Source organism: Mariniluteicoccus endophyticus (assembly GCF_054780035.1).
This window is the reverse complement of sequence record NZ_BAAGXC010000007.1, coordinates 1-23,285: the sequence shown is the minus strand read 5'-3', so window position 1 is coordinate 23,285 and position 23,285 is coordinate 1. Positions and strand designations below refer to the sequence as shown.

At 71.1% G+C, this 23,285-nt stretch carries 25 protein-coding genes; 11 read left to right on the top strand and 14 right to left on the bottom strand.

Features of this window, described 5'->3' with window-relative positions; translation table 11 throughout:
* Positions 1–2: 2 nt before the first annotated feature.
* The 5 genes from ACYVGD_RS02475 to ACYVGD_RS02455 form a co-directional block, all read right to left on the bottom strand.
* Positions 3–299, bottom strand: coding sequence for a hypothetical protein (locus ACYVGD_RS02475; protein ID WP_460741392.1), 297 nt, complete (start codon positions 297–299; stop codon positions 3–5).
* Positions 300–314: 15 nt separating this feature from the next.
* On the bottom strand, positions 315–773 hold the full coding sequence (locus ACYVGD_RS02470) for a hypothetical protein (RefSeq protein WP_460741391.1): 459 nt from the start codon (positions 771–773) through the stop codon (positions 315–317).
* A gap of 19 nt (positions 774–792) precedes the next feature.
* Positions 793–963: a hypothetical protein gene (locus ACYVGD_RS02465; RefSeq protein WP_460741390.1), complete on the bottom strand. Its 171-nt coding sequence runs from the start codon at positions 961–963 to the stop codon at positions 793–795.
* 228 nt (positions 964–1,191) lie between these two features.
* Positions 1,192–1,995, bottom strand: coding sequence for a class II glutamine amidotransferase (locus tag ACYVGD_RS02460; protein ID WP_460741393.1), 804 nt, complete (start codon positions 1,993–1,995; stop codon positions 1,192–1,194).
* 5 nt (positions 1,996–2,000) lie between these two features.
* On the bottom strand, positions 2,001–2,381 hold the full coding sequence (locus tag ACYVGD_RS02455; protein WP_460741388.1) for a gamma-glutamylcyclotransferase family protein: 381 nt from the start codon (positions 2,379–2,381) through the stop codon (positions 2,001–2,003).
* A 13-nt stretch (positions 2,382–2,394) separates the two neighbouring features.
* Here ACYVGD_RS02455 and ACYVGD_RS02450 point away from each other — a divergent pair, with 13 nt between their 5' ends.
* Both ACYVGD_RS02450 and ACYVGD_RS02445 read left to right on the top strand, forming a co-directional pair.
* Positions 2,395–2,484, top strand: a complete 90-nt coding sequence (locus ACYVGD_RS02450) for a YchJ family metal-binding protein (protein WP_460741387.1) — start codon at positions 2,395–2,397, stop codon at positions 2,482–2,484.
* Positions 2,481–2,711, top strand: coding sequence for a hypothetical protein (locus tag ACYVGD_RS02445; protein ID WP_460741386.1), 231 nt, complete (start codon positions 2,481–2,483; stop codon positions 2,709–2,711). The genes ACYVGD_RS02450 and ACYVGD_RS02445 overlap by 4 nt, the downstream gene beginning before the upstream one ends.
* Before the next feature lie 4 nt (positions 2,712–2,715).
* Here the strand turns inward: ACYVGD_RS02445 and ACYVGD_RS02440 are convergent, their stop codons facing one another.
* Complete coding sequence (locus ACYVGD_RS02440; RefSeq protein WP_460741385.1) at positions 2,716–3,567, bottom strand: AraC family transcriptional regulator; 852 nt, start codon at positions 3,565–3,567, stop codon at positions 2,716–2,718.
* 40 nt (positions 3,568–3,607) lie between these two features.
* Between ACYVGD_RS02440 and ACYVGD_RS02435 the strand changes: the two genes are divergently transcribed.
* Together ACYVGD_RS02435 and ACYVGD_RS02430 are read left to right on the top strand one after the other, a co-directional pair.
* Positions 3,608–4,159: a hypothetical protein gene (locus ACYVGD_RS02435; RefSeq protein ID WP_460741384.1), complete on the top strand. Its 552-nt coding sequence runs from the start codon at positions 3,608–3,610 to the stop codon at positions 4,157–4,159.
* 53 nt (positions 4,160–4,212) lie between these two features.
* The gene (locus ACYVGD_RS02430; RefSeq protein WP_460741383.1) at positions 4,213–4,596 is read left to right on the top strand and encodes a VOC family protein; all 384 of its coding nucleotides are present in this window, start codon (positions 4,213–4,215) and stop codon (positions 4,594–4,596) included.
* Between the two features lie 69 nt (positions 4,597–4,665).
* On the opposite strand, the gene ACYVGD_RS02425 is transcribed toward ACYVGD_RS02430, so the two are convergent.
* Entirely contained in the window at positions 4,666–8,622 is a 3,957-nt protein-coding gene (locus tag ACYVGD_RS02425; protein WP_460741382.1) for a heterodisulfide reductase-related iron-sulfur binding cluster, read from the bottom strand.
* 176 nt (positions 8,623–8,798) lie between these two features.
* On the opposite strand from ACYVGD_RS02425, the gene ACYVGD_RS02420 reads away from it, so the two are divergent.
* The 4 genes from ACYVGD_RS02420 to ACYVGD_RS02405 are packed head-to-tail and all read left to right on the top strand — an operon-like array spanning position 8,799 to position 12,299.
* On the top strand, positions 8,799–10,052 hold the full coding sequence (locus ACYVGD_RS02420; protein WP_460741381.1) for an ABC transporter ATP-binding protein: 1,254 nt from the start codon (positions 8,799–8,801) through the stop codon (positions 10,050–10,052).
* Positions 10,049–10,711, top strand: coding sequence for an ABC transporter permease (locus ACYVGD_RS02415; protein WP_460741380.1), 663 nt, complete (start codon positions 10,049–10,051; stop codon positions 10,709–10,711). Before ACYVGD_RS02420 ends, ACYVGD_RS02415 begins: the two co-directional genes overlap by 4 nt.
* Positions 10,708–11,388, top strand: a complete 681-nt coding sequence (locus ACYVGD_RS02410) for an ABC transporter permease (protein WP_460741379.1) — start codon at positions 10,708–10,710, stop codon at positions 11,386–11,388. The genes ACYVGD_RS02415 and ACYVGD_RS02410 overlap by 4 nt, the downstream gene beginning before the upstream one ends.
* On the top strand, positions 11,385–12,299 hold the full coding sequence (locus tag ACYVGD_RS02405; RefSeq protein WP_460741378.1) for an ABC transporter substrate-binding protein: 915 nt from the start codon (positions 11,385–11,387) through the stop codon (positions 12,297–12,299). The genes ACYVGD_RS02410 and ACYVGD_RS02405 overlap by 4 nt, the downstream gene beginning before the upstream one ends.
* A gap of 85 nt (positions 12,300–12,384) precedes the next feature.
* Here ACYVGD_RS02405 and ACYVGD_RS02400 read toward each other — a convergent pair whose 3' ends face one another.
* A complete protein-coding gene (locus ACYVGD_RS02400; RefSeq protein ID WP_460741377.1) occupies positions 12,385–13,563 on the bottom strand; it encodes a glucosaminidase domain-containing protein in 1,179 nt (392 codons plus the stop codon).
* A 257-nt stretch (positions 13,564–13,820) separates the two neighbouring features.
* Between ACYVGD_RS02400 and ACYVGD_RS02395 the strand changes: the two genes are divergently transcribed.
* On the top strand, positions 13,821–14,711 hold the full coding sequence (locus tag ACYVGD_RS02395) for a phenylalanine 4-monooxygenase (protein WP_460741376.1): 891 nt from the start codon (positions 13,821–13,823) through the stop codon (positions 14,709–14,711).
* Positions 14,712–14,733: 22 nt separating this feature from the next.
* Here ACYVGD_RS02395 and deoC read toward each other — a convergent pair whose 3' ends face one another.
* A complete protein-coding gene (gene deoC / locus ACYVGD_RS02390) occupies positions 14,734–15,408 on the bottom strand; it encodes a deoxyribose-phosphate aldolase (RefSeq protein ID WP_460741375.1) in 675 nt (224 codons plus the stop codon).
* 106 nt (positions 15,409–15,514) lie between these two features.
* Between deoC and ACYVGD_RS02385 the strand changes: the two genes are divergently transcribed.
* A complete protein-coding gene (locus ACYVGD_RS02385) occupies positions 15,515–16,246 on the top strand; it encodes a hypothetical protein (RefSeq protein WP_460741374.1) in 732 nt (243 codons plus the stop codon).
* 39 nt (positions 16,247–16,285) lie between these two features.
* Positions 16,286–17,275: a cation diffusion facilitator family transporter gene (locus ACYVGD_RS02380; RefSeq protein ID WP_460741373.1), complete on the top strand. Its 990-nt coding sequence runs from the start codon at positions 16,286–16,288 to the stop codon at positions 17,273–17,275.
* A 12-nt stretch (positions 17,276–17,287) separates the two neighbouring features.
* Here ACYVGD_RS02380 and ACYVGD_RS02375 read toward each other — a convergent pair whose 3' ends face one another.
* The 5 genes from ACYVGD_RS02375 to ACYVGD_RS02355 form a co-directional block, all read right to left on the bottom strand.
* Positions 17,288–17,533 carry a hypothetical protein gene (locus ACYVGD_RS02375; RefSeq protein WP_460741372.1) on the bottom strand — a complete coding sequence of 82 codons (246 nt, stop codon included), beginning with the start codon at positions 17,531–17,533 and terminating at the stop codon, positions 17,288–17,290.
* A gap of 28 nt (positions 17,534–17,561) precedes the next feature.
* A complete protein-coding gene (locus ACYVGD_RS02370) occupies positions 17,562–19,109 on the bottom strand; it encodes a glucosaminidase domain-containing protein (protein ID WP_460741371.1) in 1,548 nt (515 codons plus the stop codon).
* A 154-nt stretch (positions 19,110–19,263) separates the two neighbouring features.
* A complete protein-coding gene (locus ACYVGD_RS02365; protein WP_460741370.1) occupies positions 19,264–20,505 on the bottom strand; it encodes a bifunctional glycosyltransferase family 2/GtrA family protein in 1,242 nt (413 codons plus the stop codon).
* 38 nt (positions 20,506–20,543) lie between these two features.
* Positions 20,544–22,667, bottom strand: a complete 2,124-nt coding sequence (locus tag ACYVGD_RS02360; protein ID WP_460741369.1) for an ArnT family glycosyltransferase — start codon at positions 22,665–22,667, stop codon at positions 20,544–20,546.
* Positions 22,668–22,989: 322 nt separating this feature from the next.
* Positions 22,990–23,285 (bottom strand): hypothetical protein (locus tag ACYVGD_RS02355; protein ID WP_460741368.1); only part of this gene is annotated, 296 nt, incomplete at its 5' end.

Genomic DNA, 23,285 nt, shown 5'->3' with positions numbered 1-23,285 from the left:
AACTACATCGCCCGATGCCTACTCGAGACCGGCGGATTCAGAACCCACCCTGCTTTGGGATGAGCCGGTTTGCCGGTGGGACGTGTGAGGGGGTGTGTGGCCACGACGAGCCACTCGTAGCCGGCGGGGTCGTCGAGGTCGGCGGCGTTCTTGGCGTCGATCGGGGTGCGTCGGCGGGTCTCGATGGTGAGGTGGAGAGTGTGTCCGTCGTCGCTGGTGGTCCCGCGGTAGAGCGCCATGTCCTGCCTTCTGTCCAACGTGGTGTCGGTCGAGTCTACGGGCAGGGGGGTGGTGGTCATCGGGGGTGCTTTCGTTCAGGCGGCTGCGGCGGCCGGGATGGGGTGGGTGGTGAGGAGGTCGTAGGCGGCCTGGACGCGCGCGCTGGTGGCGGCGGTGCAGCGGCAGTCGTCGACGTCCTGCAGGGCGTGGATGTCGTCGGGGGTGACCCAGGGCAGGGTGTGGAGGTCGTGGCCGAGCATCTGCAGGCAGCCCAGCAGGTGGTGGGGGGTGCGCTTGTCGATCCAGGTGGTCTCGGCGTCGGTGAGGGTGTCGGCGTCGAGGGAGTTGAGGGCTCGGGCGATGGTGACGTGGATGACGCGTACGCGGCGGCCTGCGCGGCCGTGGAGGAGCGTGTCGAGTGCCCGGGGGGAGAGCCCTGCGTACGCGGCCAGGAGCCGCCAGGAGATCCCCGTGGCCGTCAGCAGCTGGGTGACGTGGGTGCGGTAGGTGTGGGCGTCGACCCAGTCGGGGTCGGGGTGCAGCGAGATCGTCATGATGGGTGGCTCCTTTCACTCACAGAGGGCCGGGCTCGGGGGTGGGATGTGACCCCCACTGGCGGGTGATGTTGATCGCGGCGGTGTGCGCGGCGAGCAGGACGTCGTTGTTGGACAGGACCGCCAGCGCGTGCGTGAGGGTCGACAGCGGGGCGGAGGGGATGTCGCCGCCGTGGCTGGCGGTGATCACTGCGCTGCCGCACAGGTGGCGCAGCTGGTGGCCCAGGGTGGGCAGAAGGGCCGAGGCGAGCGGGTTGGGGGTGAGGGACCGGGGATCGGTGTGCAGGATGATCTGGGGGCTGAGGGGGATCGTGGCGGGGGACCTGCCGACGATGACGGTGAGGTCATCGCCGGCGAGGTCGTGGACTCTCCACGTCGCCGGGGGGTCGAGGACGATGGCGCGCGTGGGAGTGCTCCGTCAGGCGCCGACGCGATGGTGTCGCGCGGCGGCGTAGGTGGCGGCCCGCTCGGGGGAGAAGCTGCGCCACACGGCGCGGTGCAGGCGCAGGTCGCGGCTTCGGATCGTCGGCTTGAACGCGGCCTGGAAGTGCCAGTTCACGCTGTGGGCCTGGGGGGTCAGCCGCCACAGGGTGCCCTCGTCGAGCAGCCATGTGTCCTCCACGCCGATCGCCTCGAGCCATTCGGGGTTGGAGGCCCACCACAGGCGGCCGAGGTCGTCGAGGCCGACCGCCAGCGGGGAGAGGCCGGCGCGTGCGAGCCAGACACGGCCGCTGGGGTGGGCGGTGTCGGTCCACGCGAGTGCGGCACGGCCTCGCATGTTGGTCAGGACCCTGACGACGTGCGCCGTGCGGAACCGGGTGCGGGCATGGGCCGGTGCGAGAGCGGCGAAGAGGTGGGCGGAGTCGGTCGTGTCGTGGGGGAGGACGTAGTGGTGGTCGAGGGAGTCGATGTCGACGTCGCCGTTGTGGGTGCCCAGCAGGGTGCCGCAGCTCAGCGGGGACGCGGTGCGCAGGCTGATCGCCCCCTGCGTGGCGTGGCGGGTGTGGCCGATGACGGCGTACGTCGGAGTGGCGGGGAACCGGAGGCTGGCCGGGGTGAGGGTGAGGCGACGAGACCAGCCCGCGTCATCGGTGCGAGCGGCGTAGCCGGCTGAGTCGTGGCCGCGCTCGGTGGCCTGCTCGGCGAGCAGGCTGAGGTTGAGGGAGTCGTGGATGGTCAGGGGGTGTCGGGTGGGGGTGATGACCCCGTACAGGCCGCACATGATGTTCACCTCTGGTTCCAGTCCCCGCTGGAGATGCGGGGGTAGTGCGTGACAACGGTGTGGGGACCGGCGAGGTAGATCCACGCGCGGACGGTGATGCCGGCGGGGGTGCGGACCTCGCGGGTCTCGCGGGTGTAGTGGCTGGTCTGGGGAGAGCGGGGGTCGAACCCCTCGAGGTGGTCGAGGCGCTGCAGGGTGCGTGCGTCCACGTCGAACAGGTCGCCGCAGATCTGCCCGTCGCCGGGGGCGGCGTAGGGGAAGGGGCCGTAGTCGTACAGGTCGAGCCCGTCGGCGTACGCCAGACCGAGGTGGGTGCTGGTGGCCAGCAGTCGGTGGTTGGTGGGGCTGGAGGTCGTGGACGCGGCCGGCGACGAGGTCGAGTTCACCGCGACGTTCCTGATGCGCGGCAAGCGCCACGTGATGCACGAGCGTTCGCGGTTCGAGCAGCGGGCGGGCCGCTGGTTCTACGTCGACGGCGACGTGTCATGAGCCTCATCGGTGGGACCGATGAAGGAGACCTGAAGCACAACGATCCCGTGCCGCTCCACTCGATGCCGCGCATGGCGCGGCAGATCGAAGAGTTCGATCTGTTCGCGCGCGGCACCACTACTACTGAATTGAATGACCCCTCCGGCACGCAGCCGCACTCTCGTGCTTGCAAGGCGTTGCCTAAGCGGAGCCTTTACCACCGGAGGGGAACGTTTGAACCAACATGACACATCACCCAAGACGTCGTGACTGATAGTTCCGCGGCGTCTCGCCGGTCACCCGGCGGAAGTCGCGGCTGAAGTGGGCCTGGTCGAACCAGCCGAGCTCGTGGGCGAGGTCGGCGAGCGTCCCGTCGTGGCCGCGGTCGAGCGCCGCGACCGCGTCGATGACACGGGCGCGGGTGAGCAGCCACTTGGGGCCCACCCCCGCGTACCTCTTGAACGTCCGCTGCAGCGTCCGCACATCGCAGCCGGCCCGCTCGGCGAGCTGGTCGAGGCGCGTCACCCGCGGGTCGGCGAGCAGGTCGAGCCAGCGCCGGAAGCGCGCGTACGCCGGGTCGGGCTCGGCGGGCGTGCGGGCCAGCAGCCACGCGTCGAGGCGGGGCGCGGCGTCCTGCGCCGACGGGGGCAGGTCGGCCCACTGCGCGCCGAGGTCGGGGAACCAGCGCCCGGCGGGGACGGTGGTGCCGTGGAGCGCGGCCGGGGCCACGTCGGCGTACGCGAGGACCCCGCCGACGCGGAACTTGATGCCGACGACGCTGCCGGTGCCGAACAGGGTGACGCCGAACTCGCCCCGGTCGGCGGGGCCGGTCAGCCATGTGCCCGCGCTCGTCGCGCCGGCGCGCGCGAGGTCGCCGCGCTCGAGGGTGAGGTTCACCGCCGGCTCGCTGAGCGTGGCGGTGCGGAAGTGCACGCCGGGCTCCATGCGCCACGCCACCGACCAGTAGCGCTCCACCCACGGCTCGAGCGCCGGGTCGGGCGGCGCGAACCCGTAGGTGGCCCGCGACAGCAGCTCGTCGGGGCGCAGCACGCGGCCCAGCATGTGGGCGGGCGCGTCGCTCACGCGCGACCTGGTGACGGTCATGACGCCAGCATGACACGCGGGGGCACCTATCCTCACCCGCATGGGTTTCGGGAGAGAGGTCGAGAGGGCGCTGGATCCCGCCCTGCCGGCGGGGCGCCGGTTCCGGGCGTTCAGCACGTGCGTGGAGCTGGGCGGGCCGCTCGGCTACCGGGCGACCCGGTCCTACCTGGCCGAGCGTGTGGGCCTCAGCAGCGATCCTCGTACGCTGGCCCCGGCCGTGGCCGAGCTCGTCGCAGTGCGGGGGCGGTGTCAGCGCGCCGGCGAGGCGTACGCCGCCCTGAGGATTGCCGCCAAGCGCGAGGGCCGGCGTACGCCCCCGGAGCGCTCCTGCACGCCGACGTGGCCGCCGCGCTGGCACGGTGACGAGCGCGGCGGCGTGCCGCACGTGCTGCGGGCGCTGCTCGAACGGGATCCGTTGCCCGCCGCCGGCATTGCCCTGGCCGAGGCTGCGTTGGCGGGGAGGCTCGACACCGACCGCGACCGGCTGGAGGCGCTGTGGCGGCACGCCGACCATCGCGTGGTCGTCCAGGTCCACCTGCTCGTCGTGGGGCCGGTGCCGCTCGGGGAGCGCCTGACGTTCCGAGCGGGCTGAGGCTGTCGCGTTCGTGCAAGCCAGTCCCCGGGCGGGGCACCAGCATGATGGGCATGACTGACATGCAGAATCCCGCCGCCGCCCGCCTCGCCATGATCACCCTCGATGCCGCCGATCCCGCCCCACTCGCCGCGTTCTGGTCGCAGGTCCTGGGCTGGCCGACCGCGTACGCCGACGACGACTACGCCATGCTGGCCGGGCCCTCCCACGCGCTGGGCATCGGGAGGGTCGACGACTTCCAGCCCCCGACGTGGCCCGACAGCGGCCGCAAGCAGTTCCACCTCGACCTGGCCGCCGACGACGTGGAGGCCGCCGTCGCGCGCTGCGTCGAGCTCGGCGCCACGCGCCCCGACGACCAGCCGGGGGAGACGTGGGTGGTGCTCCTCGACCCCGCCGGGCATCCCTTCTGTGTGACCGACGCGAAGAACTGGGGCTGAGGGCTCGAGCCGACGAGGAACGGCCCAGGGCCCGGGATCGCTCCCGGGCCCTGGGCCGTTGTCGCGGTGTCAGCCGCGGTTGCGCTTCACCATGTCGGCGAGCTGGGCGAGGGTGATCCTCGCGCCGGGCTCGGCGGGTTCGGCGGGAGCGCTGGGCTCCGCGTCCGTCCCGTGGCCTGCGGCGCCGCCGTACGCCGCCGTCGCCCCGTAGCCCGCCTGGTCGCCGTAGCCACCCTGGCCGCCGTAGCTCGCCTGCGAGCCGTACGCGGACTCCTGTGCCTGGGGCTGGGCCTCGGGCTCGGTGCCCTGCTCCTCCACCTCGGGCACCTGGTCGATTGCGGGCTCCTCGGCCTGTTGGGCGTCGGCCTCCTCGGCCACCCCGGCGCCGGACCTGTGGGCCACCTCCGCGTCGGGCACTTGGCCGTCGGCGTCCTGCTGGGTGGGCTCGGCGGTGTCGACCGGCGCGGTTTCGGGCTCGGGATCGGCGGTCTCGGTCGCGGACGACTCTTCGACCCGTGCGTCGGCGTCGACGTCCTCGACCGTGTCGGCCCCCTCGCCCGTGTCGGGCACCTTGCCCGTATCGGCAGGGGACTGGCCCTTGGCCATCGCGGCGAGCGCGCTCAGGCTGATCGCCGCGCCCGTGGCCTTCAGCGCCGGCTTCGCCGCCGGAGCCTCATCGGCCGGAGCCTCCTCAGCCAGAGCCTCCTCGGCCGGGACTGCCTCGACCGGGGTCTCCTCGGTCTCGGTCGGCGCCTCGGTCTCGGTGGGGGTCTCGGTTTCGGTAGGCGTCTCGGCCTCGGCGGGAACGGGCTCGGCGGCCTGCTGCTCCTGCGCCGGCGCCTGGGGCGTGCCGCCCTTGGCCATCGCCGCGAGCGCGCCGAGCGAGATCGCACCGGCGGCCGCGCCCGCGGCGGCGGGCTTCACCGTCGGCGCCTCGCCCTGGGCCGCCGCGGCCCGCTGGTCGGCGGGGCCGCCCTCGGTCTCGGTCTCGACCGCGACGTCGGGCTCGGGCGCCTCCGGCTCGGGCTCGGTGTCCTGCTTCGGCTCCGCGTCCTTCGAGGGCTCCTCGGCACCCTTCGGGTCGGCCGCGGGCTGGCCCTTGGCCTTGGCCGCGAGGTCCTTGAGGCTGATCGCCCCGGCGGCCGCGGCGGCACCGCCCGCGGCGGCCTTGGTCGTGCTCGGCGTCTTGGGCTCGTCGGCGGCCGGCTCCTCGTCGCGCGGTGCCGACTCGGGGGCCGGGGCGGGGGACTCCGCCGGGGCGTCCGAGGCGGGCTTGGCCGCGGGCGTAGCACCCTTGGCCTGGGCCGCGAGGTCCTTGAGGCTGATCGCGCCGCCAGCCGGCTTGGCGGCCGGCTTCGGGGCGTCCTCGTCCCGCTGCGCCGGCTCGGCGGCGGGGGCGGCGTCCTCGACGGTCTCGGCGTCGTCGGCGGCCGGGGCGGACTCCTGCTGCGGGGCGCCCTTCGACTTCGCCGCGAGGTCCTTCAGGCTGATCGCGCCGGCGACGGCTCCCGCACCGGCCGCGGCACCCGCGGCCTTCGTGGCGGCGCCCGCCTGCTCGTCCCGGCCCGCCTGCGCCGCGGGCTCGGAGGCCTTCGCCTCGTTGTCGCGGTCGGCGTCCTCGGTGTCGCCCGCATCGGTCTGGTCGGCGGCCTCGTCGACCGTGACCTCCTCCGCGCCCTTCGCCGGGGCTGCGGCGCCCTTCTCGCCTGCCGAAACGGGCTCGGGCTCGCGCTCGGCGGGTGCCTCCTGGGCGATCGTGCCCGCGGGCTCGTCGGCCTCGAGCGCGGGCGCCTCGGGCATGCCGCGGCGTACGCCCTCGAGCAGCAGCTGGGCGACGTCGAGGACCTCGACGTTCTCGCCGCGCCCGTTGGCCTGCTCGGCGGTCAGTCCGTCGGAGATCATCACGCGGCAGAACGGGCAGCCGGTCGCGACGGCGGCGTTCTCGGACTGGCCGAGCACCGTCAGGGCCTCCGACGTGCGGTTGACGTTGATGCGCGTGCCGATGGTCTCCTCCATCCACATGCGCGCGCCACCGGCGCCGCAGCAGAACGAGGTCTCCTTCGAGCGCGGCATCTCGGCGTACGTCGCGCCGGGGATGGCGCCCAGCAGGTCGCGCGGGGCGTCGTAGACCTGGTTGTGGCGACCCAGGTAGCAGGGGTCGTGGTAGGTGATCGTCCGGCCCGCGACGGAGCCCGACGGTGCGGCGACGGGCGTCAGGCGGCCGTCGCGCACGAGGCGGTTGAGCAGCTGGGTGTGGTGGACGACCTCGAGCTCGACACCGATCTGCGGGTATTCGTTCTTCAGCGTGTTGAGGCAGTGGGCACAGGTCGTGATGACCTTCGACGCCTTGGCCTCCTCCAGCGTCGCCTTGTTCTCGGCGGCGAGCTGCTGGAAGACCATCTCGTTGCCGGAGCGGCGGGCCGGGTCACCGGTGCAGGTCTCGCCGTTGCCGAGGACGGCGTACTTCACCCCGGCGACGTTGAGCAGCTCGGCCACGGCCTGGGTGGTCTTCTTCGCGCGGTCCTCGTACGCGCCGGCGCAGCCGACCCAGAACAGGTATTCGACCCGCGTGAGGTCCTCGACGTCCTCCCCGACGACCGGCACGTCGAACGGCAGGTCCTTGGCCCAGTCCATGCGGCCCTTGCGGTTCATGTTCCAGGGGTTGCCCTTCGACTCCAGACCCTTGTAGAGGCCGTTGAGCTCCGACGGGAACTCGCCTTCGACCATGACCTGGAAGCGGCGCATGTCCATGATGTGGTCGACGTGCTCGATGTCGACGGGGCACTGCTGGACGCAGGCGCCGCACGAGGTGCACGACCAGAGCACGTCGGGGTCGACGACGGCGACCGAGCCGTCGACGCCGATGGAGATCGGGTTGCCGTGGGCCTGGGCGGCGGCAGCGGCCCGGGCGTCGCCGCCGTCACCGACGGTCGCGCCGACCAGCGGACGCTCGGCCTCGGCCAGCACGGCGGTGTCGAGGCCGCCGCGGGCGCTCTCGGCCGCCTGCAGGTAGGGGGCCTTGGCGTACGCATGCTCACGCAGGCCCATCATCAACAGCTTCGGTGACAGCGGCTTCTCGGTGTTCCAGGCGGGGCACTGCGACTGGCAGCGACCACACTCGGTGCACGAGGTGAAGTCCAGCAGGCCCTTCCAGGAGAAGTCCTCGACCTTGCCCACACCCAGGCGCGCGAAGACGTCCTCATCCATCTCCTCCTCGTCGACGAGGTTGGGGACCTTGCCGTCGACGTTGATCGGCGGGATCGCGCCCAGGGCGGTACGCCCGCTCGACTCGCGCTTGAACCAGATGTTCGGCCAGGCGGTGAAGCGGTGCCAGGCCACGCCCATGGTGGTGTTGAGGCCGATGACGCAGAACCAGGCCATCGAGATGATGATCTTCAGCGCCGCGACCCACACGATGGCGGTCTCGGCGGTCTCCTTCGACATCGCCGGCAGCAGGAAGAACGAGAGCGGGAAGTGCAGCTTGTCACCCGAGAGCTGGTATTCCAGCGCACGCAGGAACAGGATGCACAGGCCGATGCCGAGGATCGTGAGCTCGACGTAGTAGGCCTGCCACGAGCGCGAGCCGAAGAAGCGGCCCTGACGGCCCTCGGTCTTCTTCTTGCCGCCCAGGCTCAGGCGGTTCGCGAGGAAGTAGAGGATGCAGCCGAGCATCACCCACGCCAGCAGCTCGGTGATCCACTCGTAGACGGGCCAGTGGCCGATCAGCGGCAGCACGAAGTGGGGCGCGAAGAGCTGTCCGAACGCCGTCACGAGCGTGAAGAACAGGTACATGAACCCGATGAACACGAACCAGTGGGCGACGCCGACCTTCGACCACTGGAGCATGCGCGTGTGGCCGAACGACTCCTTGAAGAGGGTCGCCCAGCGGGTCGCGGGGTCGTCGGACCGGCCGAGGGTCGGCTGGCCGACCTTGATGACGCCGACGATCTTGGCGACCGCGCGGGCGAACAGGGCCACGCCGATCACAGTGATCAGCAGCGCCAGTGAGATGGGGACGATGGTCACGCGTACGCTCCGTTGGGTGTGGTGAGAGTGCGCCTCACGATAAACCGATGTTCAGGTGCCCGACATGTTACCCGTGGGTAATCCCACGTGCCAGAGTCTGTCGGTGGCCCGCGCTAGGGTCGACCTAAATCTTCCCAGCGGGCTTCGCGTCCGCGTACCCCGACCGAAGGACCCGCGTGATCGAGTTCAAGGGAGTCTCGAAGACCTACCCCGACGGCACGAAGGCCGTCGTGGACCTGGACCTCGTCGTGCCGTCGGACGGCATCACGGTCTTCGTGGGCCCGTCCGGGTGTGGGAAGACGACGACCCTGCGGATGATCAACCGCATGATCGAGCCGAGCGCCGGCGAGATCGTCTGGGACGACACCCCCATCAAGAACATGAAGAAGACGGTGCTGCGGCGCCAGATGGGCTACGTCATCCAGAACGGCGGCCTGTTCCCCCACCGCACGGTGCTCGAGAACATCTCCACCGTCCCCCAGCTGTTGGGCTGGAACGACAACAAGACGACGCGGCGCGCCAAGGAGCTTCTCGACCTCGTCGGCCTCGACCCGAGCCTCGGGCCGAAGTTCCCCGCCCAGCTCTCCGGCGGCCAGCAGCAGCGGGTCGGCGTGGCGCGGGCGCTCGCCGCCGACCCCGACCTGCTCCTGATGGACGAGCCGTTCTCGGCGGTCGACCCCGTCGTCCGCACCGACCTGCAGGGCCTCGTCAAGCGTCTCCAGCGCGAGCTCAACAAGACCATCGTGATGATCACCCATGACATGGACGAAGCCATCCAGATGGGTGACCGCGTGGCCGTCCTGCGCGCCGGCGGAGTGCTGGCGCAGTTCGACTCGCCCCAGGAGATCCTCGACCACCCGGCCGACGACTTCGTGGCCGACTTCGTGGGCCGCGACCGCGGCTACCGCGCGCTGACGTTCGCCGAGGGACAGCGCTTCGAGCTCCAGCCGGTGCGCACGGTCCGCAACGCGGCCCACGCGTACGGCGAGGGCGACGACCGTGCGCTGCCCGTGCTGGTCGTCGACCACGAGGCCGCCCCGAGCGGCTGGGCCGACCCGAAGCGCCCCGGCAAGCTGCTAGGCCTCGGCTCGGTGTTCGACGTCGAGACCGCCCCGCTTCGCGACGTCCTCGAGGCAGCGCTCACCTCGCCCGTGGGGCTCGCGATCGGAGTCCACCCGTCGGGCCGCTATGCCGGCACGGTTCCGGTCGCCGAGGTCATGGACCGCGTACGCCGCTATCGCGCCGACGTGGCCGAGACCCAGGCCCAGCGCATCCAGGACGCCGAGGAGGAGGCCGAGCGCCAGCGGATCGAGGCCGAGCGGCTCGCCGAAGAGAAGCGACAGGCCGAGGAGAAGGCCCGTCGTGAGGCCGAGGAGGCCGCCGAGCGTGTCCGCGCCGAGAAGGCGGCGAAGAAGCGCAGGCGCTCGTGATCGACGTCGCCTGGATCGAGCGCAACGCTCCCGAGATCGCCGCCACGACGGGCCTCCACGTCGTGCTGTCGGTGCTGCCGGTCGTGCTGGGGCTCGCGTTCGCGCTGCCCGTCGGCTGGCTCGCCCACCGCACGGGCCGCACGTCGAACCTGTGGCTCGCCCTGATCGGCCTGCTGTACGCGATCCCGTCGGTCGCGCTGTTCGTCACGATGCCGCTGCTGCTCGGCACCCAGATCCTCGACCCGGTGAACATCGTCGTCGCGCTGGCGGTCTACACGTTCGCGTTGCTGGTGCGCAACGTCGCCGACGGGTTCGGCTCGGTCGACGACCATGTGCGCCAGTCGGCCGTCGCGATGGGTTATGGCCCGCTGCGTCGCGTCCTGGGTGTCGAGCTGCCGCTGGCGATGCCGGTGATCCTCGCCGGGCTGCGCGTGGCGACGGTGTCGACCATCTCGCTGGTGTCGGTCGGCGCGGTGATCGGGATGGGCGCGCTCGGACAATACTTCGACCAGGGCTTCCGCGAGGGCTTCGCGACGCCGATCGTCGTCGGCATCGTCGTGATCGTCCTGCTGGCGCTGCTCGCCGACGGGATCATTCTGTTCTTCCAGCGCGTGCTGCTGCCGTGGCACGGTCTCGGCCGACGGGGGGCCGCGCGATGAACCCGTTCTCCCACCTGCTCGACCCGGCCAGCTGGGCGGGCAGCGACGGCATCACCGCGCGCCTGCTCGAACACCTCACGTACGCGGGCCTTGCCCTCGCCCTCGCGGCGGCCGTTGCCCTGCCGCTGGGCATCCTCATCGGCCACACGCGCCGCGGCGATGCGGTCGTCGGTGGTCTCGCCAACGCCACCCGCGCCATCCCCACGCTCGGCCTGCTGGTGCTCGTCGTGACCCTGATGGGCACGGGTCTCGTGCCGGTGGTCCTCGCCCTGGCCGTGCTGGCCGTCCCGCCGATCCTCGGCGGCACCGTCGCCGGGTTCGCGGCCGCCGACCGCGACGCCGTGCTCGCCGCCCACGCGATGGGCATGACCGACGGCGAGGTCGTCCGCCGCGTCGAGCTGCCGTTGGCCATGCCGCTGATCGTCTCGGGCTTCCGCTCGGCATCGTTGCAGGTCATCGCCACCGCGACCGTCGCGGCCATGGCCGCCGCGGGCGGGCTCGGTCGCCTCGTGATCGACGGCCAGAAGCGTCAGGGCGGTTATCCCGAGATGATCTCCGGCGCCGTGCTCGTCATGGCTCTCGCCATCGCCGTCGACCTGCTGCTGGGAGCCGTCATGTGGTCCCTTGGCCGGCGTACCCATTCCCGCACGACCCGAACGACAGGAGCACCCGCATGAAGCGACGCACTCTGCTGGCCGCGGCCAGCACGCTGCCTTTGGCCGCCTGCGGCCTCGGCAAGGACCCGATGGCCAACCAGACGTCCGCGCCGAAGCCCGGCGAGGCCAACGGCAGGCTGGTCCTGGGCTCGGCCAACTTCACCGAGTCGATGGTGCTGGCCGAGCTGTACGCCGGCGCGCTGGCCGCGAAGGGGCTCGGCCCCGAGGTCAAGCACGGCATCGGCAGCCGTGAGGTCTACATCAAGGCGCTCAAGGACGGCTCGATCTCGGTGATCCCCGAGTACGGCGGCAACCTGCTCCAATATCTGGCGCCCGACGACCCCGCCATCACCGAGCCCGAGATCGAGAAGTCGCTGGCCGCCCACGTCGCGCCCGACCTCGCCGTGCTGGCCGCGTCGCCGGCCGCCGACCAGGACGTCTACTGCGTCACGAGGCCGTACGCGGACGCCCACGGCCTGACCTCGCTCGCCGACCTGAAGAAGGTCGCCGCCGAGGCCGTGCTGGGCGGCCCGGCCGAGCTGAAGGATCGCCCCTACGGTCCCCCGGGGCTCGAGGGCATCTACGGGGCGAAGTTCAAGGAGTTCAAGACCTACGACTCACTCGCCGTCAAGGTGAAGGACCTCGTGGACGACAAGGTCCAGGTCGCGACGTTCTTCACCACCGACGCGGCGATCAGCGACAACTGGCTGGTCCAGCTCGCCGACCCGCAACAGATGATCCTGCCCCAGCAGGTGATCCCGCTGGTGCGTGCCGACGTGAAGGCCAACGCCCAGGCGGTCGCGGCCATCGAGGCCGTCCAGAAGGCCCTGACCACGCCCGACCTCACGGCGTTGAACAAGTTGGTCGACTCCGAGCACCAGACACCCAAGCAGGCCGCCACCGAGTGGCTGAAGGCCAAGGGCCTGGGCTGACCCTCCCGAGCACGCCGCGAGGCCCCGCACCGGTGCGGGGCCTCGTTCGTCAGCGGTCAGGGTGCGTCAGTAGGCCCAGGATGCGTCAGCGGCCGGTCTTGGCCAGACCGCCCTTGGCGTCCTTCTCGTCGGGGATCTCGGCCGAGTCGGTCGGCTGGACCTCCGGCTGGTCGTCGGCCGGAGCGGCGTTCACGGTGCCGTTCGGGCGGCCGTCGGGCATGCCGCCGTCGGTCGGGAACGACTTGTCGGAGTCGAGCGACCCGCCGCCGGTCTGGGTAGCGTCGGTCTGCGGGTCGACGGTCGGGGTTGCGGTGCCGACGTCAGGCGTGGAGGTCGCCTTCGGCGTCGCCGGCGGCTGCGTGGTCTTCTGGGTGGCGCTGGCCTTCGTGGTGGCGGGGGCGGTCGCCTTGGGAGTGGCGGTCGTGCTCGCCCTGGGCGTGGTGGGCGCCGTGGCCTTCGGGGTGGCCGTCGACGTCGGGACGACGGTCGAGGTGGCGGTCGCCTTCGGCGTGGCGGTGCCGGCGGGGGTCGTGGTGGTGACCGGGGTCGTCGTGACCTTCGGCGTAGCGGTCTTCGAGGGCTGGACGGTCTTGGTCGGTGTCGTGGTCCTGGTCGCAGTGGCGGTCTTCGTGGGCTTCGCGGACTTCGTGGGCTTCGCGGACTTCGTGGGCTTCGCGGTCTTCTTGACTGCGGGCAGCTTGTCGTACTGGTAGAGGTTGTACTGGTCCATGATCCCGACAATCAGCTTGGTGTAGTTGGGATCGGTGGCGTAGCCGGCCTTGTGGACCTCGCGGATGAACGATTTGGGGTCGTTCTTGTAGCTGAACGCCTTGGCGTAGCGCGAGTTGACCTTCAGGAAGTCGCCGTGGTCGAGGAAGCTCTTCTCGGGGGAGGAGTAGGTGCGGAAGCCGTCGACGATGTAGGCCTCCTTGCCGTTGTAGACCTCACGCGTACGCATGTTGATGCAGCCGTTGGCGTACTGGCTGGCGCGGCTGCACTTGATGCCGAAGAACGCGTTGCCCTTCTGGGTGAGCGTCGACTTGCCCCACCCCGACTCGAGGATGGCCTGGGCCATGGCGACCGAGGAGGGTACGCCGTGCTGGCGCTGGCTGGCCTGGGCCATCGGCGCGACCGACTTGATGAAGGCGGTGGGGCTGGAGGTGTCGACCTTGGCCGCGAGGGCGTTCGGCACGAGCACGGCGAACGGGCTGGCGATGGCAACGGCGGCGACAGTGGCGACGACCGGGCGCGGCATGCGGATCATGGTTTCCTCCGAGGGCTGGCTTCGGGTTCAACCTAGACACCGGTGCAGGTCCTTCTCACCTTGTCAGCGGCGGAATCCTCCGCCGGAGAATTCCACCCTCCCCGGCCGGTCGCGCGAGTGGGCAAATTGTCCAGCGATGAGGCGGTTTCGTTGCACGCCGGTGGGCCGGCTGACCATGCGCGGCACAGGGTGTTGCGTACGAAGTCGCCACCCCGCATCGTGTGACCCACATCACGACGACGTGCTGGAGGGGAAGAATGTTCGAAGAGGGTCAGCTGTACTCACCGGTGACCGCGGAGGCTGACGGCTCGGTCCAGGTCCACCTCGGCGAGGACCACCCGGGCTTCAAGGACGAGGCCTACCGGGCCCGCCGCAACGACATCGCCGCCGCGGCCGTCGCCTGGCAGCCCGGCCAGCCCGTGCCGCACATCGCCTACACCGACGAGGAGAACGAGGTCTGGGCGACCGTCTCCCGCGAGCTCGCGCCCAAGCACGAGGCGTACGCCCACTCCGAATACCTGCGCGCCAAGCAGGCCCTCGCCCTGCCGACCGACCGCGTCCCCCAGCTCGACGAGGTCACCGAGCGCATCCAACCGCTCAGCGGCTGGAGCTACGCGGCGGCACCGGGGTTGGTCGAGCTGCGCCAGTTCTACGGCGACCTGGGGCGGCGTACGTTCAACTCGACGCAATACCTGCGCCACCCCTCGCAGCCGCTGTACACGCCCGAGCCGGACATCATCCATGAGGTGATCGGCCACGGCAACCAGCTCGCCAGCCCCCGTTTCGCGCGCCTCACCGAGGCCGCCGGCCAAGCCTCGATGCGGCTCGAGACCGAGGAGGCGATGCAGTTCCTCGCCGACGTGTTCTGGTTCTCGATGGAGTTCGGCGTGATCTACGAGGACGACGTGCTGAAGGCCTACGGCGCGGGCATCCTGTCGAGCTTTGGCGAGATGGACGAGTTCCGCGACATGGAGATCCGCGGGCTCGACCTGCTCGACATGGGCACGCTGAACTACGACATCACGGCCTACCAGCCGATCCTCTTCGCCGCCGAGTCGCTGAACCACCTCGACGACGTCGTGGGGGTGTTCTTCGACACCTGCAGCGACGACTCGATCGCCGCGCTGCGCGCGGCCGCACCGGCCTAGGTCCGGGTGCGCCCGGGAAGAGTCAGTCGGCGCAGCCGTCGAGCACCGCGCGCGTGCCGGACAGGCCGAGGCGCGAGGCGCCTGCCTCGATCATCGCCATGGCGGTCGAGTGGTCGCGGATGCCGCCGGACGCCTTCACGCCCAGGCGGTCGCCGACGGTCTCGCGCATGAGCTTCACCGCGTGGACCGACGCGCCACCGCTGGGGTGGAAGCCGGTGGAGGTCTTGACGAAGTCGGCCATGGCGCGCTCGGCGGCCTGGCAGGCGGCGACGATCTCGTCGTCGGTCAGGGCGGCCGACTCGATGATGACCTTGAGCAGCGCACCGGGGATGGCCTCGCGCACCGCGCGGATCTCGGCCTCGACCGCGTCGACGTTGCCGGCCTTCAGCAGGCCGAAGTCGATGACCATGTCGACCTCGTCGGCGCCGTCGGCCACGGCCTGGGCTGCCTCGGCGGCCTTCACCGCGGCGACGTGCTTGCCGGACGGGAACCCGCAGACGGTGGCGAGTGCGACGTCGCCCAGGTCGAGCGGCTGGCCGAGCGCGGCGACCGAGAGCATCGACGGCGACACGCAGATCGCGAACGTGCCGAGCTCGCGGGCCTCGGCGGCGAGCGCGTGCACATCGGCCGGGGTGGCCTCCGGCTTGAGGAGGGTGTGGTCGACGTACTGCGCGAGCTCGGCGCGGGTGATGTTCATGGGCGCCAGTCTAGGGATCGCGTACGGGCTCCGGCGACTCAGGAACCCTCCGGGCTACCCACGCGTACGCCTCGTCTGTGATCCAGGGCATATCTATCGTTGGGGTATGACGGACGACTTCACCACACCGGAGACATTCACCGCCGGCGACCACGTCGCCAAGGGAAGCATCGTGCCGATGGTCATCCTCGGAATCCCGCTGTTCCTCGTGAGCTGGCTGCTGTTCGCCCTGATCACCAACGCGATCAAGCTGCCAGCCGCCACCTGGATCGGGTTCGCCGCGGCGATCGTGTTCACCGCCCTGATGGTCAAGGTCAGGATGGCCCAGGTCGCCAGGGGCGTCTCGACGATCTCGCTCACGATCGACCCGCAGGGGATGACCTACACCGGCGACTCGGCCACCCGCTCCATCGCCTGGCAGGACATGCGCCAGGTCCAGCAGATCCTGCCGATGCGCGCCGTCGACGCCAAGTCGGCCGCCCGCGGTGTCGGGTTCGACTCGATCGCCGCCTCGGGTGGCCAGGCCGGCGTCAACTTCGCCGGCGAGCTCGCCGCCCACCTCACCGCCGGCACCGGCATCGTCGGCCACGGCCCCCTGCGCATCGACGAGTCGATGGTCGCCAAGGAGGCCTGGCGCCAGAACGTCGGCCGCAACGGCACCGACCCCCAGACGGGCGAGCCCTACCAGTGGATCCCGCTGGCCCAGTTCGAGCCTCGCTGGCATGAGCACCGCATCGGGGTCTGGCTGCGCCACTACCGCCCCGACCTCGCCGCCCAGGCCGACGAGGTCGTCCCCGCCCACCCGTCGGCGCAGGGCGGCGCCAAACAGGTGGGCTGAATTCCTGACCACCCTGTCGGGGAGGCGTATCCTCGAGTCATGAGTACCGCCGCCCCGACAGGGGGGGCCGCGCCCGCGGGCGCGACCCCGGAGCCCGAGGGGCTCCTCACCGTCCTGATCGCGCTCGGCGCCAACGCGCTGATCTCCGTCGCGAAGTCCGTCGCCGCCTTCCTCACCGGATCGGCCTCGATGGTCGCCGAGGCCGCCCACTCGTGGGCCGACACGGGCAACGAGGTCCTCCTGCTGGTCGCCGAACGGCGCTCCGGCAAACCGCGTGACGCATCCCACCCCATGGGCTACGGACGCGAGGCGTACGTGTGGTCGATGGTCGCCGCCTTCGGCCTGTTCATCGCCGGTTCGATCCTGTCGATCACCCACGGCATCTCGGCGCTGCGCCACCCCGGCGCGGAGGAGTCCGACTACCTCGTGGCCTACGTCGTGCTCGCGATCTCGTTCGTGCTCGAGGGCGTCTCGTTCGCCCAGGCGACCCGCCAGGCGCGGACGGCGGCCCGGCGTGCCGGGCTCAGACCGCTGCGGTTCGTCCTGCGGACCTCCGAGACCACGCTGCGCGCCGTGTTCTTCGAGGACGCGGCCGCCCTCGTCGGGATCGCGTTCGCCGCGGGGGGCATCTACCTGCACCAGGTCACCGGTAACGCCGCGTACGACGCGGTCGGATCGATCCTCGTCGGCGTGCTGCTGGGCGGCGTCGCGGTCATCCTCATTGTCCGCAACGGCCAGTTCCTCATCGGCGAGGCCGTCGAGCCCGAACTGCGCCAGCAGGCGCTGCGCGCCATGCTCGAGTCGCCCGAGATCGACCGCATCACCTACCTCCACATGGAGTACGTCGGCCCGTCGAAGGTCTACCTCGTGGCGTCGGTGGACCTCGCCGAGGACCACACCGAGCACGTGGTCGCCGAGCACCTGCAGGCCATCGAGGACCGCCTCGAGCAGCACGCCTTCGTCGAGCGCGCCCGCCTGTCGCTGGCCGCGCCCGGCGAGGAGTCGCTCCTGCCGGACGAGCTCACCTGACCTCTAGGCGGGTCAGCGCAGGTCAGGGACGCAGCGGATCTCCACATGGAACTGGATCGCCTTGAACCGCTCCTGGTAGTTGGGCGTCCAGTGGACGTGCTCGATGCGCCAGGGCACGCCCCCGAACGTGATGGTGTCACCCTTCCGCGGGGTCTCTCGGAGGTGCACCGTGAGCAGGACCTGGCCCGTGTCAGCGCGCACGAACGTGCCGACCTGCGTCTCATGGTTCATCAGGGGCTTGGACGGATCGATGGCCATGACCGAACGCTAGCCGCCGGAGGGGCGATCAGAAGGTGCCACGGTCGGCGCGGAAGGTGATCACACCGCCCTGATAGCGCTGGGTGCACTGGAACACGCCACCGGGCCTACCGCACTCCTCATATGCGACCGGGTAGCCGTAGCGACCGTTCTCCCAGCCCGAGGCCGCCCAGTGGTTCTGGATCATGCCCCAGTCCGGCCATGCGCCGGAGCGCGGCGACCAGTGGACCAGCCCGCCCTCGAAGCCTTGCCAGCAGCCGCCCTCGCGCAGCCCGCACGCCTCGCCGCCCGTCGGGTAGCCGAGCGCGCCGTTCTCGAAGCGCATCGCATCGAACCGCTCGCCGATGGCACCCCACAGCGGGTGGGCGTCGGTCTTCGGCGACCAGTACAGCCGGCCGCCTTGGAACTGCTGCCAGCAGCCGCCACGGACGAGACCGCACATCTCATCGCCCACGGGGTAGCCGAGGCGGCCGTTCTCCCAGCCCAGCGAGCCCCAGCGGTCACCGATGCGACCCGACAGCGGATGGGCCCCGGACGCGGGCGACCAGTAGACCGACCCGCCGGCGAACGTCTGGAAGCAGCCGCCGCCGGCGTACCCGCAGCGCTCGGGGCCCGTCGGCAGACCCAGGCGACCCTTCTCGGCGCCCAGCGAGGTCCACCTGCGGCCGATCTCGCCCCACACGGCAAGGTTCTGGTTGTTGGTGCGGACGATCGCGCCGCCGGTGAACTTCTGCACGGTCGCCGAGCCCACGGCGTACGCGTCGGTGGTCGCGTACTGCATGGCGTCGCGGACCGTCTGGGAGAAGCGGTAGTGGTTCCAGATCTCGGCGGTCAGCGCGTGCGCGCCGTGGGCGGGGTGCCACATGACCATGCCCTTGTTGAAGGGTACGAGGCGGGCGCCGGCGACGGGTCCGTCCTGTTCGCCGCCGATCGGGTACGACAGCGCCGACGACGCGCCGCCCATCGCCCGGTAGCGGTCGCCGATGGCGCCGTCGACGGGCACGGGCGTGGGCGAGATCGGCTGGATGTCGTACTGGTAGAGCGAGTAGCGCCCCATGATGCCGATGATCTGGTCGGCGTAGCCCGGGTCGGTCGCATAGCCGGCCCGCCCGACCTCGCGGATGAAGTCGTCGGGGTTGTTCGTCGAGAACGCCGCCGCGTAGCGCGACGAGTTCTTCAGGAAGTAGCCGTGGTCGGCGAACGAGTCGTCGGCCGAGCGGTAGGTGCGGAACGCACTCACGATCGGCACCGGGTTGGCCGGGTCGAAGTATTCGAGCGACGACTTGTCCATGCAGCCCAGCTGGAACGGTGACGAGTAGTCGGTCTTGCACTTGATGCCGAAGTAGGCGTGGCCGTAGCGGCTCAGCACCGACTGGCCCCACCCCGACTCGAGGATCGACTGGGCGATGCTCACCGAGGCGGGCACGCGGTAGGTCTGGTGGGCGCGCTGCGCGGCCGGGGCCACCGCCCGGACGAAGCGGTCGGTGTCGACGGCGGCGGACGCCTCGGGAGCGCGGACGACACCGATGCCGGCGACGGCGAGCACGAGGGCCACGAGCAGGGGGATGCGGCGCATGCGTGGATTCTCACCCGGCCAGGTGCGCTGCGCCAAGAGCGGCCTCGACCCGGGGCGGAGGGTGACAGTGTGCCGAATCAGCGAAAAGTCGGGTCGGGGGGCCCGAGATCGGCCCTCCGGGGGCAACTTTTCGCTGATTTGGCACGCAGATGGCTCAGGCCGAGACCTCCGCGGGCCGACGGTGCATCAGCTGGCGCAGCGTCAGGAAGCGGAACAGCGTGGCCATGGCGTTCGCCACGACCAGCACCGCGAGCTCGGCCCAGCGCGGGGTGGCGACCGCGTAGGTGTGGAGCACTGCCAGCGAGCCGGAGGTGAGCGCGAGGCCGACGGCGAAGGCGAACAGGCCGCCGGCATGGTCCTTCAGCAGGCCGCTGCGGCCGCGGACGCCGAAGGTCAGGCGTCGGTTCGCGGCGGTGTTGAGCACCGCGGTGACCACGAGCGTGACGAGGTTGGCGGCCTGGGCGCCCATGGACCCGCGCAGCAGCCAGAACAGCACGACGTACGCCAGGGTCGAGGCCAGGCCCACGCCGCCGAAGCGCACGAGCTGGCCGAGCATGCCGTTGGGTACGCCGGGCACGGCCGACGGCACCTGGCGGCGGGTCGAGAGCTCGGCCCGGAGCCGGTCGACGGGGATCGTGCCGGTGAGCATGCCGCGACCGAGGCGGGCGATGCCGCGCAGGTCCTCGGTGGCGGTGGCGACGATGTCGACCGTCGAGTGGGGGTCGTCGACCCAGTCGACGGGGACCTCGTGGATGCGCAGCCCCGTGCGCTGGGCGAGCACCAGCATCTCGGTGTCGAAGAACCAGTTGTTGTCCTCGCACAGCGGCAGGATCTCGCCGGCGACGTCGCGCCGGATGGCCTTGAACCCGCACTGGGCGTCGGAGAACGACACCTGCAGCGTGCCCCTGAGGATCAGGTTGTAGCAGCGGGAGATCAGCTCGCGCTTCGGGCCGCGGACGACCCGGCTCGACGACGCAAGGCGCGTGCCGATGGCCAGATCGGAGTGGCCGGAGATCAGCGGGGCGACCAGCGGCAGCAACGCGCGCAGGTCGGTGGACAGGTCGACGTCCATGTACGCGACCACGGTGGCGTCCGAGTCGAGCCAGGCCTGCTTGAGCGCGCGACCGCGGCCCTTCGCGTCGAGGTGCACGGCGTGGACGTGGTCGAGCTCGGCGACGAGCGACTCGGCGATCTGCCAGGTCGTGTCGGTCGAGGCGTTGTCGGCGACGGTGATCCGGTAGGAGTAGGGGAACGCGGCCGCCAAGTAGGCGTCGAGGCGGCGTACGGAGGCCTCGAGGTCGCGTTCCTCGTTGTAGACGGGGATGACGATGTCGACGGTGGCGGTCTCGGTGCCCTGCGCGGGTGCCGGGGCTGCGGCGGTGGTGGTGAGGGTCATGTCGGTGTCCTTCGTGGGTTGGTCCGGGGTACGCACGGTCAGCTCGCAGGCTGGGTGAGGTCGTAGACGGTGGTGGAGCCGATGGTCTGGGCCGTGTAGTGCTCGGTGACCCAGGTCGTGATCTCGCTGGCGGCACTGGAGCCGCCGTTCTGCTGGCCGCCCATGCCGCCGCCGGCGATGAAGTAGTGGACCTGGCCGGAGGCGACCATCTGCTGGAACTGGGCGAGGGTGGGGGCGTTGTCGGAGCCGTTGAAGCCACCGATCGCCATCACCGGGTAGCCGGTGGCGAGCTGGTAGCTGGCCGCGTTCTGCGAGCCGATGGAGGCGGCGACCCACGTGTACGCGTCGGCGTTGGTCTCCAGCGCCTGCTTCATCTCGGCAGAGACGTTCGCGCCGCCGAGGAGGCCGCCGGGGCCGCCCTGGCCGCCGTCGCGGCCCGGCGTACCGTTCTGGCCCTGCGTACCGGTCTGGCCCTGCGTACCGGTCTGGCCGGGCATGGCCGGCGGCTGGCCCTGCGGGGCGCCGGTCTGGCCGGGCGCGCCCTGCGGCGGCGTACCCATCCGGCCGCCACCGCCGGGGCCCCCGCCGGAGACGGGACCCGCGGTGACGATGGAGCCCTGGTGGGGCGTGGCGGCGGTGTTGATCGAGTACGCGAGCGGGCCGGTGGTGCCGGCGGCGAAGGCGAGGGCGAGGGCGAACGGGGCGACGAGCCGGGGGAGTCGGTCGGCGAGCAGCAGGCCGAGCGCGGCGATCGTGGCGACGACGGCGACGGCGGCGCCGGCGTACCGGTAGCTGCCGCCGGCCCGGTTGAACAGGACGACGGCCCAGGCGCCGGTGGCCGAGGTGGCGACCGCCAGGCCGAGGCGGGCGACGAGCCGGCCGCGGTGGGCGTACAGGACGGCGGCGGCGATGGCGAGCGTGCCGCCGATGGCCGGGGCGAGCGCGACGGTGTAGTAGTCGTGGTAGATGCCGGCCATGAACGAGAACACCAGCCCGGTGACCACGAGCCAGCCGGAGAAGACGACGAGCCCGGCGCGCTGACGGGCCTGCGGGGAGGCGACACCGCTCGTCGGGCGGGCGTCCGAGCGGGGGGCCACGAACCAGAACGCCGTCGCGGCGAGGACCAGCGCCGCGGGGATCAGCCAGGCGACCATGCCGCCGGAGACGCCGTCGAACATGCGCGTGATGCCGGTCTGGCCCCACATGCCGCCGCCGTTGCCCCCGCCGCCGGTGACGGAGCCGACCTCGTTGCCGGTGATGCGGCCGAGGCCGTTGTAGCCGAAGACGAGCTCGAGCATCGAGTTGTTCTGCGAGCCGCCCATGTAGGGGCGCCACGAGTCGGGGACGAGCTCGAAGATGGCGACGTACCAGCCGAGGCTGACGATCATCGCGGCGAACGCGTACAGCAGGTGGAGGACCTTGCGGCCCCAGGTGGTGGGGGCGGCGACGAGGTACGCGACCACGAATGCCGGCAGCACCAGGAAGGCCTGCAGCATCTTCGTCAGGAACGCGAAGCCGATGAGTACGCCGGCGCCGACGAGCCACTTGGCGCGGGCCTGCTCGACGGCACGCAGCACGAGGTAGGACGCGAGCGTCAGCAGGAACACCAGCAGCGCGTCGGGGTTGTTGAACCGGAACATCAGCGTCGCGGCGGGGGTGAGCGCGAACGTGACCGCACCGGCCAGCGCGGCCCAGTGGGCGCGGGCGGTGACGGCGCCGCCGCCGGTGAACGTACGCCGGACCGCGGCGTACAGGGCACCCACGGAGGCGACGCCGAGCAGCGCCTCGGGCACGAGGATGGACCACGAGCTCAGCCCGAACAGCCGGACCGAGAGCGCCATGACCCATAGCGAGGCCGGGGGCTTGTCGACGGTGATGGCGTTGCCCGCGTCGAGGGAGCCGAAGAAGAAGGCCTTCCACGACTGCGAGCCGGCCTGGGCGGCCGCGGAGTAGAACGAGTTGGCATACCCGGAGGCGCCGAGCCCCCAGATGTAGAGGAACGCGGTCGCGACGAGCAGTGCGGCGACCGAGCCGCGCACCACCCACCGGTTCGGCGCGGTCGTGGCCGGGTCGGATGCGGGCTCGGCCTGGAGCAGGGGGCCGGCTGCGGTGGACCCGGAGGTGCTGCGCGCCAGCGGTGAGAAGGTGTCGGTGATTGCCATGCCTCGATCACACCGGCCGGGCATGTGGCGCCTGTGTGGTCGACCTGTCTGCTCACTGTGAGCGTGAGGGAAGCTAGGTCCAGTTGCTTCTCAGCGCCGTCGCGCAAGAGGTCGAGGCCAGACGGCCTGCATGCGCAGAACCGCCTGGCCTCAGGTGTTGTCAGGGGTTTTGGGTGGTGAGGTGGCCGCCTTGGAAGTTTTGGGCGTACCACTTGGTGGTGGGGTTGAAGGCTGGGTTGCTGGTGGGGTATCCGAGGGGTCCGTTTTCCCATCGTTGGTTGGCCCATTGGTCGAGGATGGGGTCTGATGCTCCTATCTGGTGTCAAGCTGCTGTGAGCCATTCTCGGTAGCGGTGGGCGAGGTCGTCGCTGCGTCTGTTGCCGAGTTCGATCTCGGAGATTCGTGCGGGCCAGGTGCCGCAGGCTTCGGCGGCGTTGGTGAGGGTGATGTTCTTGGCTTGGCGGGCGGGTCGTAGGTCGGTGTAGTTCGGGATCTCGCAGTGGCCGGTCAGGGCGCGGTAGACCTCTCGGGCGAGTGCTCGTTTGAGGGAACGGTAGACGGCTGCGAGGGTCCAGCCGGCGTCGAGGTGCTTGTCGCGGTAGTCGCGGGTGCGTTGGT